Genomic DNA, 18874 nt, shown 5'->3' with positions numbered 1-18874 from the left:
AATTTTAATACAGAATCTGTCAAGTTGTTTCATTTGTACCGCATATAATCTTTGGCTGCGAATCTCAATGATGATAATGATGGGAGGGCAGACTTTCCTGAATGCTTTTTCAACAGCGCCATGTTATAATAAAAAACAGCAGTGCCCGGAAAACTTTGCCGTAACCGGAAAACATCGCTGTAACCGAATAACAATTTGATAACTAAGAGAAGAATTGATTGTAAGATTTTCGTAAGAAATATACCTGCGTGTTTGTAAGATATCCATATTATGATAGGATTGTTCTTAAGGAGGAGATCAGATGAACGGATGTGTACTGGTCGTAGACGACGACAAAGAGATAGTAAAAGCCATATCGATCCTGCTGGAAAAGGAAGGCTACACGGTTCAGAAAGCCTATGACGGCCTGGAAGCATTACAGAAGATCGCGGAATATCCGGTACAGCTGATATTGATCGATGTGATGATGCCGAGGTTAGACGGCCTGTCCGCAGTGATGAAGATACGGGAAAGAAAGAATCTGCCGATCATCGTCTTAAGCGCCAAGAGTGAGAATACGGATAAAGTTCTGGGCCTTTCCATGGGGGCCGATGATTATGTGACCAAACCGTATGATCCGCAGGAACTGATGGCGCGGGTACGCAGTCATCTGAGGAGGTATACAAGCCTTGGAGATATCAATGCCTCAGCGGCATCCAGTGAGATCTTCAATGGAAGGCTCAGCTACCGGACCGATGAGCGGGTATTATATGCGGATCAGGAGCCGGTCAAGCTGACGGCCACGGAGACGAAGATCGTCGATCTGCTGATGCGGAATCTGGGCAGAGTATTTCCGGCTGAAGAGATCTACCGGAGAGTGTGGGAAGAAGAGGCCTTCGCACCGGAAAATACGGTTATGGTCCATATCCGACGCATCCGGGAAAAAATCGAACTCAATCCGAAAGAACCAGAATATATAAAGGTGGTGTGGGGAATTGGCTACAAAATGGAAAAGCATCATTAGTTTTACCGCATTTTTTCTGGGGATCACCCTGTTGCTGTCGGGTATCATAGATTCGGTCTATTTATTATCCTCCAGATCCTCATGGAAGGCGCAGATCACGGAAGCCTTTGAGGAAGATTATCAGAATACAGGGGAGTTCCGCTGGCAGATGGCGGATTACCTGGAGAAATTTCTGGCCATGGCCACCGGCGGGCCTCTCTGGGGAAACGGTTATCGTGAGTATAACTATTACTCCGGCGTTGACACTTATTATGAGGACGTCGCGAGGGCATATGCGGTCGAGAGCGGAACCGGTGATTGGAGCTGGAACCTGGGTGAGGAATATCCGAATGAAGTTACCGAAGCGGTCGGAGATTACAGCAGTGATTACTACGATGGCTACGAGTACGGTGCATATGGAGACGGTGATTACAGCTCCAAAGAGGAGAACAAGAAGAGAGCCGATCAGTATCATAATGCGATCAAAGATGACAAAAATATCTTGTATCGGATTACCTATAACGACGGAACCGTCTACACGAATGCCGAGGGCATGGAACTGGACGGCGCCGGTATGGCCGCGCCCAAAGACTACAATTTCCTGATGTACTTTGACGGCAATACGGTGAAGATGCGAAAAGACGGCAAAGATATCGATGTGTACAAGGATGGCTACTACCGGGAGGACAGTGACTGGTATGTGCCCGGATATAAGAACTTTACCGTGGATGAGGAATCCCAGAAAGCTACTGTTACCATAGCAGCGGCCAAGTCGCCAAAGCTCTATATCAAAGGGGAATATGCAAAAGACTCCTCCAGGCAGCTCTACAACCGGCTGTACTGGATCGAATATAACCAGCGGCAGGAAAAGGGCCGGTACATCGCATTAGCTGCCTCACTGGCGGTGGGAGTCATCCTTATCGCTGTCTATCTTATCCTGCGCAAAGATAAGAAGCGGGCGGATCAGCGGATAGCCAAAATAACAGGAAAAATCTGGTATGAGGGTAAGCTGATCCTGCTGCTTTTGGCCCTGGGGTTCGTACTGTTTCGTTCAGGCTATTGGTGGAGTGAGATCTTCATGAGAATCCGGTATGGAGAATTCTATACAGGCATGTTTCGGGAATTATTCCAGGAAATGTTTGCGTGGCCAGCCGGGCTTGTCGGGCTGTTCTGGATGATCTATCTGTTTGTAAATGATAACAGATACAATCAAAAGGTATGGAAACAGAGTATCACAGGACATATTGTGGGCGCGTTCCATGCAGCGGACTTAAAACTTCCGTTTCAGAGGCGGGTTGTGCACCGGTGTATCCCGTTGATCGTAGCAGCGGCCGTGCTTATTTTACTATCGGCTGCCAGCCTGTTGATCTTTTGCCTGGCCGGCGGATATGAGATCGTACCGCTTCTGATTCTGATGATTCTGGTGGTTTTGGGCGCGGTCCTGATGATCTGTATGCAGATAAATTACATGAAGAAAAATGAAAAACTGATGCAGGATACGGGAACGCTCATCGATCAGATCAAGACTGTGCGTGACGGAGCGATCACCAGGGAACTGCAGGTTCATCCGGACAGCGACTTAGCCGGGGCTGTGCAGGATCTGAATGATATCCGCAAAGGTATGGATACTGCGGTAAAAGAACAGATCAAGAGCGAACGCATGAAAGTCGAACTGGTGTCCAATGTATCCCACGACATCAAAACCCCGCTGACCTCTATCATCAGCTATGTGGAGCTTTTGAAACAGGAAGAAGGGCTGCCGGATTACATCAGAGATTATGTACAGATCCTGGACAGCAAATCTCAGAAATTAAAAGAAATGGTGCAGGATGTCTTTGAAGTGAGCAAAGCAGCCTCCGGGCAGCTGCCGGTCGAGATCGAGGAACTGGATCTGGGCAAACTGCTCCGCCAGACCCTGGCCGACATGTCCGAACGGATCGCGGGCAGTAAGGTCCAGATAAAGACCGATATCCCGGAAGAAGAGATCATGATCATGGCGGATGGGCAGCGGCTGTACCGGGTATTCCAGAACCTGCTGCAGAATGCCCTGCTGTATTCCCTGGACGGTTCCCGCATATACGTCAATCTGAAAACAGACGGTTCGGTTGCGGTGGCAAGTGTGAAAAATACGTCCGCTTCGGAGATCCCTGCCGACGTAAATTTTACGGAACGTTTTACAAGGGGCGACTCAAGCCGGACGGACGGCGGCAGCGGACTGGGCCTGTCGATCGCGAAGAGCTTTACGGAGGCCTGCGGGGGCAGGATGACGGTGGAGACCATCGCAGACCTGTTCGTGGTTACTGTGGAATTTCCGCAGGTCCGTTAGTTGAAATATAATTCTGGAGCAGGGAGGAGAGCGGCGTATCGTTCTCCTCCTTTTCAGAAATACGATCCAGAACAGAAAGAAGGGCAAAAATGAAAAAAGTATTGGCATTACCGTTCATTTTTTTATTCTCATTATTATTATGCTCATGTAACACCGATGACAACCAGAAGGATATAGAGAAAGATACAAATACCCCTGACATAACATCGCAGGGGAAAACGGCGGATGACAGTAAATTACTGGAACCATATGCTGATGTGCGCGGTATCGGAGAAACCATAACTTTAAAACCAGGAGAATATAATACAAAAGATATCAATACTTACTGGTTTAATCAAAACACAAACTTCGAGGGAAGCGAAGAGCTGGCGGCAAATATTCTGGAAAACGGAAAAGCTCCCGGACTCAATGTATCGAAGCTCCACGCACAGGGGATTACAGGTAAAAACGTGACGGTAGCAATTATCGACCAGCCTTTACTACCAGACCATCCCGAATACACCGGTAAGATTGTGAAATATCATACGGTGGGATTAACCGAAAACGACAGCAAAGGCTCCATGCATGGACCTGCAGTAGCAAGTTTACTGGCTGGAAATACCATTGGAACCGCTCCCGGTGTCAAACTATACTATGTGGCGTTAAAATTTTGGGACAGAACAGCCCCGTCCATGACAGCCCAGGCACTGGACTGGCTGATCGGGCAAAACAAAGAATTACCGGATTCCGATAAAATACGTGCCGTCAGCATATCTGCCGATCTTACAAATTCGGATAACTTCGATAACCATGGTGATTATGATGAGGCGGTAAAGCGGGCACAGGACGCGGGTATTTTAGTACTGGATTGCAGGAAAGATTCTGATACTTGCGTTTTTTGGCCCAGCTTTTTTGACCCGGAACATAGAGATGACATTACGCTAAGCAAAATCGGGACACCCGATGGTGATTTCCAGGAGAGTCCGCCCCAGGCACTGGGGACACCTGTAGGTTACCGTACCACCGCGGAAGCCTATCAAGAGGGGGAATATTCTTATAGCTATGATGCGATAGGAGGCCACAGCTGGGCTATCCCCTATGGAACAGGAATATTAGCACTGGGATGGCAGATCAATCCTTTGCTTACAGGAACCCGGATGATAACACTCATGAGGGAGACCGCATACGAAAATGCGGCCGGTAACCTCTTCATAGACCCATCCGCTTTTATCGATTCGGTACGCTCCACATTACAGTAGATAAGTTTCCAATCCTCCGGGAATACATCCAAAAGTCCGGCGCCTTTGTTTAAGCGCCGGACTTTATTTATCTCATAGAAAGGTGTTCCTATGAAATGAAAAACGCCATCCTGCGAGAATTGTCTAAAGATGTTAAAAACTTTAGGTTGGAAATAAAAGGAGATTCAGGTATAATGGGTGTGGATAAAAAAGGTGGATGAGTATCAGTGACATATGAAGAGACAGTGTCTTATCTTTTAGATATACCGAAATTTACGAAGAAAAATGACTTAAACCATACGAGGAAACTCCTTCAGAATCTGGGCAATCCCGGGGATCAGATGAAGGTGATACATGTGGCGGGGACGAATGGAAAGGGATCAGTCTGCGCCTATCTTAATTCTGTATTGCGCACGGCAGGATATTCCGTGGGAATGTTTACGTCCCCCCATCTGGAATGTGTAAATGAGCGGTTCCAGATAAACGGTAAGAATGTGGAAAATGAACAGCTGGTTCACGCGTTTGAGAGAGTGGGCCGGGCGGTGTCGGCTATGCAGCGGGAGGGAATGCCGCATCCGACTTTTTTTGAGTATTTATTTGCCATGGCTATGGTAATGTTTGAAGAGAACCATGTGGAGTATGGGGTGCTGGAGACCGGGCTGGGCGGCAGACTGGACGCAACCAATGCCATCAAAGACCCGGTAGTGACGGTGATCACCTCCATCAGCCTGGACCATATGGAGTGGCTGGGCAGCACGATTGAAGAGATCGCGGCGGAAAAGGCCGGAATCATCAAAGCAGGAGTTCCCGTGGTCTATGACGCGTCGAAGGATGCGGTGACCCGCGTGGTGGAACGGCAGGCCGTGAAGATGGGAGCGCCGACCCGGCCGGTACATGATGAAAATATAACAAAATTATTAAATACTGACAAAACCGTTGATTTTTCTTATTGCAGTCGTTATTATGGATGTATTGGAATGACCGTGCATAATGCGGCGGCCTATCAGGTCCGAAATGCAGTTTTGGCATTACAGGCTCTGGAAGTGTTAGATTCCGGGCATGAGATCAGCCGGGAAGCCATGCAGCAGGGAATTTCCAATATGAGATGGCCGGGGCGTATGGAGGAGGTCCTTCCGGATGTGTATCTGGACGGTGCACATAACGTGGAAGGTATCTGCGGATTTGCAGAAACCGTAAGGGTATTCCAGGAGCGCGGGCCAAAAGTTCTGTTGTTTTCTGCGGTAAAAGAAAAGCAATATCCGCAAATGATCCAGACCATTATTGAAGCAGATTTATTTGATAGTTATGTGATAACCCAGCTTAACAGCGGCCGTGGTGTGCCATCCGATGAGTTAAAACGTATCTTTGAGGAACGGACATCAAAGAAGGTGACGGCTGTGCCGGATACGGAGCGGGCGTTTCAGGAAGCTATAGTGCGAAAAGGCGATGGCATGCTGTTTTGCGCCGGGTCCTTGTATCTGATTGGTGAATTGAAAGACGTGATAAGGAGGCGGTACGATGCTGAACTTTGAAGAAGAATTGAAGAAATTTCATCCGAGTCTGGAGGTTGAGGAAGCGGAAGAGGCGATCCGCAATCAGGATTTGACGGATATGACCGATATCTTGAAGGAAATGCTTAAGGAATCGAGAAGTAAAGAACGATAGTGCAGAATGATTTTCAGACATTTGAACGGCGACTTTTCAATATGTGGAAATATGACATGCACGCAGCGCGGAAGAGTAGGTGAAACAGTATGAGATGCTTATATTGCGGCAGCACCCTGTCCGATGTGGATTACTGCACGAACTGCGGGGCTGATGTATCAGTATATAAAAAGATAATACGATTGTCCAATGCGTTATACAACGACGGACTGGAAAAGGCGAAGGTGCGGGATCTGTCCGGTGCTGTGACCAGTCTGAATCTGGCGTTAAAATATAATAAAAATCATGTTCAGGCCAGGAATCTGCTGGGGTTGATCTACTATGAGATGGGTGAGGCTGTGGCGGCCTTAAGCCAGTGGGTCATCAGCAAGAATATTCAGTCCAAGAAGAATCCGGCGGATTATTTTCTGAACGATCTGCAGGAGAATCAGGGACGTCTGGAAACCATGAACACCACCATTAAGAAGTTCAACCAGGCGCTTTTGTACTGTGAGCAGAGCAGTGACGACCTGGCGGTTATCCAGCTGAAAAAAGTGCTGTCCATGAATCCAAAGCTGGTCAAAGCATATCAGCTGCTGGCTCTGTGTTACATGAAGAATGAAGATTACGGCAAAGCGGAGGGGATGCTGCGAAGAGCCGGTAAAATAGACCGTGCCAATACATTGACGTTACATCTGGTCAAAGAGCTGAACGCATTCAAAGGGGTGAACCCAAAACCGGAGGAGCCGAAGAATGAGGATTCGGTAGCCTACCGCAGTGGAAATGAGACGATTATACAGCCGAAGACGTTCAAGGATAATTCCGGCATGTCGACGGTGATTAATATCATAATCGGATTGCTGGTGGGGGCGGCGCTTATGTGGTTCCTGGTTCTTCCGGCCCGCATGCAGGCGGAGAAGGGCAACAGCAATCAGTCGGAGATCGAATTTAACGAACAGCTGTCCACCAAGAATGCCAACATCAAACAGCTGGAAACCGATCTGGCCACGGCAAAGTCCAATGAAGAAGAGGCGAAGCAGCAGGCGCAGGCTCAGGATGTAAAAGTGACCAGCTATGAACAGCTGCTGGCCGCGTATGCAGCGTACAGCGCACAAGATACCGTGACGGCAGCGGATGCGCTTCAGAAAGTAGATGCCGCCTCGCTGTCCGGGGATGCCAAAACACTCTACGACGCCATCCAGACAGATGTGAACACCAAGGCGGCCGAGGAGCTGTATACCACCGGCTATAGCGCATACAAAAAAGGTGATTTCGCTGCGGCTATTCAGGATCTGGGGCAGGCCGTTGAATTGAACGCGGATGTCCACAACGGGGATGCTTTGTTCTATCTGGCGCGGTCTTATGACCGTTCCGGGGATCAGGCCAATGCGGATAAGTTCTACCAGCAGGTATATGACAAGTACCCGAACACCAATAAGGCGCGGCAGTCCGCAAGTTATATGAGCACGCCGCCGGTGGAAGGGGCGAATGCCGGCGGCGAAAACGCAGCCGGGAATGCGGCGGGAGACAATCAGACGAATGATAACACGGATCAGCAGCCTCCACAGGACACAGGGGAGGAGCCGCCGGATAATACACAGGAATGAGAAAGGGCGTGGGTTGCCACGCTCTTTTTGTGCATTTTTTCAAGGTTTGAAGGACGGTTGATACCGAAAGCGGCAATTTAAGACAGGAGGGAATACAGATGTCACCATTGTTTCAACTGGATAATACCAGCCTGATTATCCATGTTCCGACAGAACTGGATCATCATAATGCGGAAGAGATTCGAAAGGGTGCGGATAATATGATGGAAAAGCGTAATATCAGGAGTATCGTATTTGATTTTTCCAACACGAACTTTATGGACAGCTCCGGGATCGGCGTCATTATGGGACGCTACAAGAATCTGAATTTTACCGGAGGAAAGGTTCTGGCCGTATCGGTGAGCCCCAGAATCCGGCGGATTCTTACCTTGTCCGGCATACACAAGATTATCGATATCTATGACGACTTTCCACAGGAAACCAAAACATTATAAAGGGGGAGCACCATGAAGGAGAGTAATGAAATGAAATTAGAATTCGACAGCAGGTCGTCAAACGAAGGATTCGCCAGGGTCGCGGTCGCGGCGTTTTTAACCCAGCTGAATCCCACTCTGGAGGAGGTGGCGGATGTAAAGACAGCGGTATCGGAAGCCGTTACCAATGCGATCATCCATGGATACGGCAATGAGATACATAAAATCACCATAAACTGTACGACCTGTGAGGACGAACTCTATCTGGAGGTCATCGATCAGGGCAGAGGTATCCCGGATGTGGAAAAAGCCATGGAGCCGTTATTTACCACCGCTCCGGAGCAGGAGCGTTCCGGCATGGGATTTTCATTTATGGAGGCTTTTATGGATGAACTGAAGGTAGAGTCCGAAGTGGGAAAGGGAACCAAGGTTTCCATGAAAAAGAAAATCGGACGCAAGGACAGCGAATATGAGGAAGAGTAAAGGGATGAATTCATGGAGCATACGATCGCTTTAATTGTCAAATCACACGAAGGGGATAAAGAAGCGAGAGATAGGCTTGTGGAAGAAAACATTGGATTGGTGTGGAGTATTGTCCGCAGATTCCAGGGACGGGGCCATGAGATGGAGGACCTGTTCCAGATCGGCAGTATCGGGCTGATCAAGGCGATCGACAAATTCGATATCAGTTACGATGTAAAGTTTTCAACCTATGCGGTTCCGATGATTACCGGAGAAATCAAAAGATTCTTAAGAGACGACGGAATGATCAAAGTGAGCAGATCCTTAAAGGAAACTGCCAACAAAGCGCGAAGATGCCGGGAAATGCTCAACCATAAGATCGGCCGGGAGCCGACCCTGGAAGAGATCTCCGCGGAGATCGGCGCCAGCCAGGAAGAAATCGTCATGGCGCTGGATTCCGGCGTGGAGGTGGAGTCCCTCTACAAAACCATCTATCAGGGGGACGGCAGTGACATCTATCTGATCGATAAGCTGGAGGAGGAGACCAGCCAGAACGATGCGGTATTGAATCAGCTGGTGCTGGAACAGTTACTGGATTCCCTGACGGAAAAGGAACGGGAAATCATCCTCATGCGCTACTATGAGGACAAGACCCAGACCCAGGTGGCGGAGAAGATCGGAATCTCCCAGGTCCAGGTATCCCGGCTGGAGAAGAAGATCCTGCAAAAGCTGCGGGACAAGCTTTAAAAAAGTCAAAAGGGGACATGTCCAAACTGATTTGGGACATGTCCATTTCAGTTTGGGACATGTCCATATTAAATCGGACATGTCCCAAATCAGTTAGGATTATTTTTAAACCTGTCCGGAAAGCGCCTTGGTACTCTTGCGCAGGCTGATTTCCGGTTCCAGTAGAATTACTTGCTTATCCTGATTCGGATTCTCTAATTCGGAAAAAATTCTTTCGGATGCTGAAAATCCCAGCCGGTCTCCCTGAACATTGACGCTTGTCAGCGGGACTTCAAAGCATCTGGAATAATACAGGTCGTTAAATCCGATAATGGAAATATCCTTTGGGATGCGGATACCCAGCTCATGATACTTTTTGTAGAGGCCGTAAGCCATCAGGTCGTTATAGCAAAAGACGGCGGTACATCCTTTAGACAAGACTGTCTCGGCTATGTCATAAGCGCCTACCGGGGTCAGGTCACAGGGGAAAAAATTGATCTGCGACATATCGAGAAGGTATTCTGCACAGGCGGCTACGATACCGCAGTAACGCTCAGAAAAACTCTGTGTTGAACCGCCGATCACACCGATATTTCTATGGCCCAGTTCCAGTAAATGTTTGATCGCATAGTAAGCGCCGCGGCTTTGATTGATGGTGACGGCGCTGAAACCGATATTGGGTATATAGCGGTCAACAAAAACCACGGGCTTTGCCAAAGTATGAAGAGCCGCTGAATATTCCTCATAGTCTGAGGGGATTAAATTGGAAGAAGGACAAAAGATAAGACCATCCACTCCGCGGGAACGGAAAACTTTGATGTCGGAAAGATCAAATTCCTTGGAGTCATCCGTGCTGCTGATCATAATGTTATAATCGTTTGTTCGGCAGATATTGGTGATGGCCATAGCGATCGAGCCATAAAACAGATCCTTTAAGTCCGGCAGAATGACGCCAATTGTTTTGTCGGTTTGTCTTGGCATCAGCCCGCCGGAGCGTGGAGGGGTATAATTCAGTTCCTCAGCAATTTTTCTGATTAATTCTTGCTTTTCTTTTGAAATGCGGTTTGGCCTGTTGCCTAAAACCAGTGATACCGCAGATATGGACATGTCAGCGCGTTCTGCTATATCTTTTAAGGAAACTCCCATAATGAACACCTCATTTAATAATTTTTGTTTTTATCACTTTATCAAATAATGGAATGGAATAATTTTGCCATAACGGTAAAATGATAAAAATTTAATCACTAGAGACAGTTTAATATTTTTTTTTATCTTTGTCAAGAATAAGCGTAATGTGTCTGCCGCACAAAATGGATTCATATATCGTGAAAACATGGAATCATATAAGCTTAATGTGGTTGCTGTAATCCGCTTCAAGTGAATGGGAGAGAAAGAAAAAGTTGGGAAAATTTTAAAATACAAGTTATTGACAAAAAATAAATCCTGTGCAATAATGGAAAAAATGATAAAAATTTTATCAAATAAAAGTAAAAAATTTACCAAAAAAGAAGGAACATGCAGATAAGAATGGGGGACAGTTATGCGAAAAAGGACGAAGAGAGCAGTGCCTTTGATGTTGGGTACAATAATGTTAACGTTATGGACATTCACTGGATGCGCCGGCAGCACAGATACAAGTCAGAAAGAAAAAATTGTATTTATCACCAATAATCTGGGTGATATGTCGATTTCCGACAACACATGGGCCGGTGTACAGGAGGCGGGGGAATTATATGGATATGACACTTCCGTAGTTGAATGCGGAACCGATCAGACAAAATATGAATCCTTTTTTAACGATATAGCTGCAATGGGTACGAACTATATCGTAAGTACCAGTAATACGGGCTTTTATGAAAATGTATTGAAATGTGCTGAAAGAAATCCTCGTATCCGGTTTATCATGGTAGATGTGAATCCGCTGGAAAACGTTGAGCTTGAGAATCTGTATTGCATAACCTTTAAACAAAATGAAGGGGCGTTTCTGGCCGGCTGTGTTGCTGCCGCGGTGTCCCGCACGGGCCGGATCGGTCTGGTGAACAGTCAGGAATATCCCGTAAAAAATGATTTTACAGTGGGATTTATCGACGGTGTAAAAACCTTCCGGGAAGATGCAACCGTCACGATATCGGTCGTGGGCAGTCTCAATGATACGGCAAAGGCGAAAGAACTGTCGCTCATGCAGATCGAGTCCGGGGTGGACTGCATATTTCAGATCGCGGCCGGCTGCGGCATCGGCGTCTATTCGGCGGCGGCCGAAAAGGGAATCTATGCGATCGGTGTCGATACAGACCAGTATGAGATGCTGAAGGATAATCAGCCGGAACTTGCGGATGTAATAATAACCTCCATGTTGAAGAATGTAAAAGACGCCGTGATTGGTACGTTTGGCTCGATCCGGGATGGGGATATTGCCTGGGGAAGTTTGAAAGCATATGGCCTGAAGGAGAACGGTGTCGGTATAGCGGAAAATGAGCATTATATGAATCTGGTGGACGAAGCCAACAGAAAGCAGATTGACGAATTTGCGGAACGGGTAATGAAAAATGAAATTATAGTAAAAACTTATTTTCAAATGACCGAGGAAGAATATCAGCAGTATAAACAGGACGCGGCTAATGAATAAGGCGGGAGGGCTATGAATGGAAGAAGTTCTCGCGATGAAGCAAATCGTGAAAATCTATGAAAATGGTTTTACCGCAAACCGAAAGGTAGATTTCAGCGTGTACGCGGGGGAGATCCATGCACTGCTGGGCGAAAACGGAGCTGGTAAGACAACGTTGATGAAAGTGCTTTTTGGACTTGAGACCTGTCAGGAAGGGGAGATCTATATAAACGGCAGGCAGGTGATGATGAAAAGTCCGCATGATGCGCTGCGCTATGGAATTGGAATGATTCAGCAGAATTTTGAACTGGCATCCGGACTGAGTGTATGCCAAAACATACTGTTGGGCATGGAACCGATGAAGCATGGAATTCTGGACATGAAAAGAGGGGAACAGCTTGTTGCCGGTGCGATGAACCGTTACGGGCTGAAGGTAGATATTCACGAAAAGACCGGCAGCTTAAACATAGCGAGTCAGCAGAAGGTAGAAATACTAAAGGCGCTAATCCGAGGGGTGAAGATACTGATATTCGATGAACCCACCGCAGTATTAACTCCACAGGAAACCAAGGAGCTGTTTTGCCAGCTGCGGGGCCTGAAAGAGCAGGGCTATGCGATTATATTCATTACACACAAGCTTAAGGAGGTTATGGAAATCTGCGACCGTGCCACGATTATGAGACATGGCGAAGTAGTGGCTGCGGATCGGATCGGTAATCTGAGCGAACGGAAAATATCTGAATGGATGATTGGCGGAGAACCTTTTAAAAAAATAGATTATTGCAAAAGCAAACCAGGCCCATTGACGCTGGAGGTCCGCGGCTTAACATACCGTCAGAAGGGCAGGACCCTGCTTCAGAACATAAGTCTGCGGGCCCGTCAGGGAGAGATCGTGGGAATTACCGGAATCGAAGGGAATGGTCAGCACGAGATCCTAGAATTATTAAGCGGTATGGATACCGCATATGAGGGCAGTATACATATGCATGGCCGGGATGTTACAGGAAAAAACGTGCTTGAGCTTCGCCGTATGGGAATCGCTCATATCCCTGAGGACAGGATGAACGAAGGCGCGTCGGTCTATTCTTCTGTGAAAGAAAATCTTATGGCAAATACGGCATTCTTAAAAGGGCCGGCCGTCGGGTTCCTGATGAAAAAAAAGAAGATAGACCAATATGTACAGAATTTGATCAGCAGATACCAGATACAGTGTGTGGATGCGGAACAACCGCTGTGGATGCTTTCAGGAGGAAATATACAGAAGGTCATTATAGCCAGGGAATGCTCACAGGCAGGAAGTCGGATAATGCTGGCGGATCAGCCGACAAGAGGAGTGGACGTTCATGCGGCACAGTTTATCCGGGAGGCTTTAAATGATCTGGCCCGGCGGGAACAGTACACCATACTGTTAGTGTCCTCGGACTTGAGTGAGATTATGGAACTGAGCGACCGGATTCTGGTCATGCATAAAGGACGGATCTGTGCATGCCTGGATGGAAGTAAGCCGGTAAGTGAAACGCTGCTGGGTGAATATATGCTCGGTATCAGGCAAATGTCGGAAAAAGAGATATTTGAATGTGAAGAGAAGATGACACAATGTAATGATGAAATGCCTGATAATCAGGATGTAGGCGGGGGGATACTATGAAGTTTAAATATCAGGATATTCTGTTTGAACTATTTCGGACCGCTATGGCGATATTGATCGCTTTTGCCGCTGCCTTTGTGATCCTGATCTTTATCAGCAAAACGCCGGGCCGTGCTGTTGCCAGCTTCTTTTTAGGACCGTTTCAGAACTTTACACGGATGGCAAATATCATTGAGCTGGCTATCCCGTATGTATTCGCGGGTCTTGGCATGTGCTTTATGTATACGGTAGACCGCTTTAATATGAGCGCGGAAGGGATATTCCTGGCATCCGGTTGCTTCGGGGTTCTGATCGCATTCGGCATTGAGCGTCTTCCGGTAGGGCATATAGGCTCTTTGGTGCTGGTGATCGGTGGAGGAACTGCTCTGGGAGGTTTGATTGCATTTGTTCCGGCATTTTTGCGGGAAAAATTTCAGATTAATGAAGTAGTCGTATCAATTATGATAAATTACATACTCCTTTATGGGGTTCGCTATATACTGCGCATGAAGATGAAGGATCACTCCCTGTCTTATAACGCTTCCTATGAAATACCGCATAAAGCGCTGCTCCAAAATCTGATCCCTCAGACCCGGATTCACACCGGCTTGCTGATTGCAGCCGCAGTGTTGGCGGCCGGCGCCTGGTTTCTTTTAAAAACCTCCGCCGGATACCGGATCCGTATGATCGGAAAATCACCGGCATTCGCCCGCTACTGCGGAATGAACGTCTTTATGCTGCCATTGGCAGCCCAGGTACTGGGCGGTATGGTGGCGGGGATGGGCGGGACGGTTGAAGTCCTGGGAATGTACGAAAGATTCCAGTGGGAAGAATTTACCCAATATGGATTTGACGGTATTTTGATTGCGGTTCTGGCCGGTAAAAATCCGGTGTATGTTCCGCTGGCTGCACTATTTTTGGCCTATTTCCGCACAGGTGCGGATATTGTGGGCCGCACCTCGGATGTCTCTTATGAATTTGCAATCATAATTCAGGCAATGCTCATTCTTTTAGTAGCAGCAAAGCATTTTATGGACAGAGCCAGAAATAAAAGTAAGCTGTGCCAGGCCAAATTAACTCTGGCTGGAAAATTACCGGGCGGGGGTGAGGGCAGATGAATGGACTGGAAATGTTTTTATTTTCCGTGTTGCGGTTATCGACTCCGCTAATTTATGCGGCTATGGCTGCGGTAATTTCCAAAAAAGCGGGATTTCTGAATCTGGCCCTGGAGAGCATGATGCTCATGTCAGCGTTTACCGGAGTGGTGGCCAGCGGTTTTACCGGAAATGCATTTCTGGGATTGCTGGGAGCATTGGCTGGGGGGACCCTCATGGGAGGCCTTGTGAGCTATGCGGTCCTGTCCTTGCAGACGGATCTTTATCTGACTTGCATTTCCGTCAATATGCTTTCCTCCGGCGGCACTGTATTTATGCTGTATGAATTTTTTGGAAATAAGTCCACGACGGCAACGCAGCTGAGAAGTATCGATCTGCCGTCTGTTCACATCCCGGTACTGGAGCGCATCCCATTTCTGGGAGAGGTGCTGTCAGGACATCACATATTGACCTACTTTGCGTTTTTGAGCGTATTATTTGTCTGGTTCCTGCTGCAGAAAACAAGGCTTGGATTACGCATAAAGGCGGTAGGGCAGAAACCGGGCGCTGCCGAATCAGTGGGGATTAATGTGAAAAGAATAAAAGCGGTTTCCTTTCTTCTATCGGGGATGATGGCTTCTTTTGCCGGGGCATATATGTCGCTTGGCTATGTCTCTTGGTTTTCGAGAGATATGATCGCTGGACGCGGATTTATCGGAATGGCGGCTATGAACATTACAGAAGCCTCGCCGGTAATGGCGGCCGTGGTTGCGATGGTGTTCGCAGGAGCGGATTCCTTAGCGAATATTCTTCAGATGTTGGGTTTGACGGCAGAATTCGTTCTGATGATTCCCTATCTGTTTACTATAGTAAGTATGACCGCGGTTTCCGCGTTTAAGCTTTTGTTAAAAAGAAAAGCGCGGAAAAAAATATATATAAATAAGGAGGTTTTTAGATGGAACAAGAAAAAAAGAAGGTGATCCTGGACGTAGATACAGGATCGGATGATGCTCTGGCCATAATGACGGCAGTGCTATCGGAGAAACTGGACGTGGTGGCGATCTGTACGATCCTCGGCAACAAAGATATTGGGCAGACCACCGAAAATACCCTTCGGGTGGTGGATTTTCTCAAACGCGATATTCCTGTATACCAGGGATGCGCAGATTACATGGTGAAAGGTCTTTTCCCGAGCCGGGATAGGCCGGTACATAAAAGATTTGCCTATATCGACGGTAAAAAAACCGGGTACCATCCCGATGAGCTTCCGATCGCGCCCGCAGTGTCAAAACCACAGCAAATGGATGCGGTTACTTTTTATCTGGAGTATTTAAAACACGCGAAGGAAAAAATAACGATTATTCCAACAGGACCGGCCACGAATCTGGGAATTGCGCTGACGCTGGATCCGTCTATCGCAGAGAATATCGAGCAGATTGTCTATATGGGCGGAGGCTGCCGCGAGACAAATATATCCAGTGCTGCGGAGGCCAATGTATGGCATGACCCGGAAGCGGCGGAAAAAGTGATTAACTGCGGGGCGGAGGTACTGTTAGTGCCAATGGATGCCATCGAGGAGGCCGCCGTCAACAGACGGCATCTCGAGGCTTTCCGCAATCTGAAGAATCCTGTGGCCAAATTTGCCGCGGATCTGGTAGAGCACAGGATGTTAGTGAAGAACCAGGTCCATCCGGGCAGGATACCTGATATCTCATGTTTATGTGACGTACTGGCGGTATGCGCGGTGATCGATAAAAGCGTATTGAAGGATGTCCGAAAAAGCAGGTGTGATGTGAGCCTGTCAGATGGTCCTGCAAACGGACAGACAATTATTGACCAGAGATATTATACGGAGGAAAAGAACTGTTACTTTGCCTTTGGCGGAGATGATGAGAAATTGTTTGAAATGATGTATGAATATTTTGCAGCGGTAAAACCGGAGGAAGTAGGTGAATATCAACCATGTTAAAACAAAAAAATCTGGTAATTGATGCAGCCATGCGCCTGGATGATGATAAGGCACTGAGATTATTGGGCAAAGAAGGGATCCGTATTCGTGCGGTTTTAACAGAGGCCGGATACCAGAATCCGGTATCCGAAGCGGTAATCAGGGCGCTATCAGTATGTGGGACAATGAAACCACAGGTGACGGTCTATGAAGGATGCCGGGAACCTCTGGCCAAAACACTGTCATATGGACGGTATCTGGGGGCGGAAAAGGCGGCCTGTGCCGATGCCGGGACTATGGATCTCAGGCCTGACGAACAGTTGGATACTGTCTCAGGAAAAACAGCGGATATACATGCGGTTACCTATCTGATTCAAAATCTCCTGCAAAGCAGGGAACCGGTCACTGTCGCGGCCTGGGGGCCGGTCACGAACCTGGCCTGCGCCATCCGCATCCGTCCTGAAATCGCCGGACATATCTGTGAAGTTGTGTTACGGGCCGGCGCATTAAACGAGGGGGATGTGACTCCGTATGCGGAATATAATATGTGGTGTGACCCGGAGGCCATGCAGATCTTACTGAACGCCGGTGTTCCTGTTACAATGTTTCCACTGGAATTGTGCCGGCAGTATCAAAGCTACAGTGTTCTTACCGCAGCTTATCTTTTGGAACCGGACGTCATCAAAAGATCCCAAAAGGAGAGGGCGGATGTGTGTCTGGATTTCAACCAGGGAGAGGGACATCTGCTCCTGAACGATAAAGCCATGGCCAATGTAACACTGGTCACGGAACTTAACTACGATAAGTTTGAAAGCCTGGCTAATGGTGGTACAGACGGGCAGGAAGGGGGGACGGTATGAGTGAAAAACAGGCGGAAAAAAAGCTGGGTACAATAGAAACACTGAAGCTATTATGTAATATGAATTTTATTCTGGTTCTGGTACACGCCTGCCTGCGAAGCGCCGGTACCCTGGCATTGGGAACTGTCATATCCAAATTTGGGAATGATGTGGGCGCATCGGTGACAATGCTGGCGACGATCACGTCGGCGGCCACAGTAGTCATGATTCTGGCCCGACCACTTAGCGGAAGAGGATTTGATAAGTTAAATAAAAGAACGTGGCTGGTATTTATAAACCTGTTCGAAGCGGCGGCGTTTATACTGATCGGCTTATCTCATGGCGTATATTGGTTCTTTGCGGCCAGAATTCTGGAACGGATCGGTTTTTGTTTTATTACCACGTCAACTCCTGCGATGGGAGGCGTTATTCTTAATAAAAAGACTACTGGTTTAGGGCTGAGCCTCCTGAATGCGGTTCCCGGCCTTGTTGTAGCTTTCGTTCCCCAGGTATCTTTGCATATTTATGAGACATTCGGCGGCTCTTACTCACTGTTCTTTGCCGGAGGACTGGCGGCCTTGGCGGCTGTTCCGCTGTATTTCGTTAAATGGAGCAGGAAAGAGGCAAAGGAGGAGAAGGTACAGATCGTTCAAGATCAAGAGCCAAAGAAAAAATTCCAGCTTCGCAAATATGTCGCCTTATCGATTATTCCCATCTGCGTAATGAAATTTTTCCTGACCATCCTGATGAATACGGTCAACCTGATCCTAATACTTTACGCAGATTCCATAGGGTTGAAAGGTGCGGAGATCTGGTTCTCCATCAATAGTGCATTTCAGGTGGTGGCCACCCTTTTGGTCGGTTTCTTCTATGACAGGAAGGGACTCAAAGCTGTTCTGCCTTTCTGCTTGCTATGCTGTGCTGGCGCTAGTTTTATACTGGGCGGGGCTGCGACAGTGGCGCCTATCGCCATTGCCTCCGTACTCTATACTCTGGCACAGAACGGTTCTCTTCCGGCGCTGCAGTCCGCGTCCATGAAAGCGGTGAGGGAGGATGAAGCCGGGGCCGCGGTTGCGACGCTCTACCTTTTCACCGACTTGTGCGCGATCGTTGGAAGCATGATACCGGCATTTTTGACAGAGCATTTCGGATACCGTATGGCATTCGGTTCCACTGCTGTATTCCCAATACTGGGACTGATTTTATTTGCTGTCATGTATAAAAAATATAAACCGTTTCATGAATAAGAACTTTCATCCGTAATAGGAGACCATTCGAATAAGCCTGGCCACAGCATTAGCATGTGGCCAGGCTTATTTTTGATTTTTTAACACATTACATATTTTTATAAAATCCTGCCATACTACATTTAGAATATCGAAAA

At 47.7% G+C, this 18874-nt stretch carries 18 protein-coding genes and 1 pseudogene; 17 read left to right on the top strand and 2 right to left on the bottom strand.

Annotation, left to right across the window (positions count from 1 at the left end):
* The first annotated feature begins 301 nt into the window (after nt 1-301).
* The 9 genes from ABC831_RS19090 to sigF all read left to right on the top strand — a co-directional run bounded on the left by ABC831_RS19090 (nt 302) and on the right by sigF (nt 9398).
* Complete coding sequence (locus tag ABC831_RS19090; protein ID WP_343249662.1) at nt 302-1003, top strand: response regulator transcription factor; 702 nt, start codon at nt 302-304, stop codon at nt 1001-1003.
* Nucleotides 975-3308 (top strand): sensor histidine kinase, encoded by a 2334-nt coding sequence (locus ABC831_RS19085; protein WP_343249661.1) that lies wholly within the window; start codon nt 975-977, stop codon nt 3306-3308. The genes ABC831_RS19090 and ABC831_RS19085 overlap by 29 nt, the downstream gene beginning before the upstream one ends.
* Before the next feature lie 89 nt (nt 3309-3397).
* Nucleotides 3398-4546 carry a S8 family serine peptidase gene (locus tag ABC831_RS19080; protein ID WP_343249660.1) on the top strand — a complete coding sequence of 383 codons (1149 nt, stop codon included), beginning with the start codon at nt 3398-3400 and terminating at the stop codon, nt 4544-4546.
* A 206-nt stretch (nt 4547-4752) separates the two neighbouring features.
* Nucleotides 4753-6057: a bifunctional folylpolyglutamate synthase/dihydrofolate synthase gene (locus tag ABC831_RS19075; protein ID WP_343249659.1), complete on the top strand. Its 1305-nt coding sequence runs from the start codon at nt 4753-4755 to the stop codon at nt 6055-6057.
* Entirely contained in the window at nt 6044-6190 is a 147-nt protein-coding gene (locus ABC831_RS19070) for a hypothetical protein (RefSeq protein WP_238722246.1), read from the top strand. The genes ABC831_RS19075 and ABC831_RS19070 overlap by 14 nt, the downstream gene beginning before the upstream one ends.
* Before the next feature lie 89 nt (nt 6191-6279).
* Nucleotides 6280-7776, top strand: coding sequence for a tetratricopeptide repeat protein (locus ABC831_RS19065; protein WP_343249658.1), 1497 nt, complete (start codon nt 6280-6282; stop codon nt 7774-7776).
* Between the two features lie 98 nt (nt 7777-7874).
* Nucleotides 7875-8210: an anti-sigma F factor antagonist gene (gene spoIIAA, locus ABC831_RS19060; protein ID WP_158350212.1), complete on the top strand. Its 336-nt coding sequence runs from the start codon at nt 7875-7877 to the stop codon at nt 8208-8210.
* Nucleotides 8211-8222: 12 nt separating this feature from the next.
* Nucleotides 8223-8672, top strand: a complete 450-nt coding sequence (gene spoIIAB / locus ABC831_RS19055) for an anti-sigma F factor (protein ID WP_343249657.1) — start codon at nt 8223-8225, stop codon at nt 8670-8672.
* 12 nt (nt 8673-8684) lie between these two features.
* Nucleotides 8685-9398 carry an RNA polymerase sporulation sigma factor SigF gene (sigF, locus tag ABC831_RS19050; protein WP_158346443.1) on the top strand — a complete coding sequence of 238 codons (714 nt, stop codon included), beginning with the start codon at nt 8685-8687 and terminating at the stop codon, nt 9396-9398.
* Nucleotides 9399-9503: 105 nt separating this feature from the next.
* Here the strand turns inward: sigF and ABC831_RS19045 are convergent, their stop codons facing one another.
* A complete protein-coding gene (locus ABC831_RS19045) occupies nt 9504-10358 on the bottom strand; it encodes a substrate-binding domain-containing protein (RefSeq protein WP_343249656.1) in 855 nt (284 codons plus the stop codon).
* Between the two features lie 30 nt (nt 10359-10388).
* A pseudogene (locus ABC831_RS26555) lies at nt 10389-10523 on the bottom strand (LacI family DNA-binding transcriptional regulator); the annotation flags it as partial.
* Between the two features lie 235 nt (nt 10524-10758).
* Here ABC831_RS26555 and ABC831_RS19040 point away from each other — a divergent pair.
* The 8 genes from ABC831_RS19040 to ABC831_RS19005 all read left to right on the top strand — a co-directional run bounded on the left by ABC831_RS19040 (nt 10759) and on the right by ABC831_RS19005 (nt 18737).
* On the top strand, nt 10759-10902 hold the full coding sequence (locus ABC831_RS19040; RefSeq protein WP_343249655.1) for a hypothetical protein: 144 nt from the start codon (nt 10759-10761) through the stop codon (nt 10900-10902).
* Between the two features lie 63 nt (nt 10903-10965).
* Nucleotides 10966-12003: a BMP family ABC transporter substrate-binding protein gene (locus ABC831_RS19035; protein ID WP_343249654.1), complete on the top strand. Its 1038-nt coding sequence runs from the start codon at nt 10966-10968 to the stop codon at nt 12001-12003.
* 16 nt (nt 12004-12019) lie between these two features.
* Nucleotides 12020-13630, top strand: a complete 1611-nt coding sequence (locus tag ABC831_RS19030) for an ABC transporter ATP-binding protein (RefSeq protein WP_343249653.1) — start codon at nt 12020-12022, stop codon at nt 13628-13630.
* Complete coding sequence (locus ABC831_RS19025) at nt 13627-14727, top strand: ABC transporter permease (protein ID WP_343249652.1); 1101 nt, start codon at nt 13627-13629, stop codon at nt 14725-14727. The genes ABC831_RS19030 and ABC831_RS19025 overlap by 4 nt, the downstream gene beginning before the upstream one ends.
* Complete coding sequence (locus ABC831_RS19020) at nt 14724-15683, top strand: ABC transporter permease (protein ID WP_343249651.1); 960 nt, start codon at nt 14724-14726, stop codon at nt 15681-15683. The genes ABC831_RS19025 and ABC831_RS19020 overlap by 4 nt, the downstream gene beginning before the upstream one ends.
* Nucleotides 15659-16672: a nucleoside hydrolase gene (locus tag ABC831_RS19015; protein ID WP_343249650.1), complete on the top strand. Its 1014-nt coding sequence runs from the start codon at nt 15659-15661 to the stop codon at nt 16670-16672. Before ABC831_RS19020 ends, ABC831_RS19015 begins: the two co-directional genes overlap by 25 nt.
* On the top strand, nt 16666-17511 hold the full coding sequence (locus ABC831_RS19010; RefSeq protein WP_343249649.1) for a nucleoside hydrolase: 846 nt from the start codon (nt 16666-16668) through the stop codon (nt 17509-17511). Before ABC831_RS19015 ends, ABC831_RS19010 begins: the two co-directional genes overlap by 7 nt.
* On the top strand, nt 17508-18737 hold the full coding sequence (locus ABC831_RS19005; protein WP_343249648.1) for an MFS transporter: 1230 nt from the start codon (nt 17508-17510) through the stop codon (nt 18735-18737). Before ABC831_RS19010 ends, ABC831_RS19005 begins: the two co-directional genes overlap by 4 nt.
* Nucleotides 18738-18874: the final 137 nt, after the last annotated feature.

The sequence above is a fragment of the Diplocloster hominis genome (assembly GCF_032380655.1).
GTDB classification, from domain to species: domain Bacteria; phylum Bacillota; class Clostridia; order Lachnospirales; family Lachnospiraceae; genus Diplocloster; species Diplocloster hominis.
The sequence above is the reverse complement of the archived record's forward strand: the minus strand, read 5'-3'. Positions and strand labels throughout refer to the sequence as shown.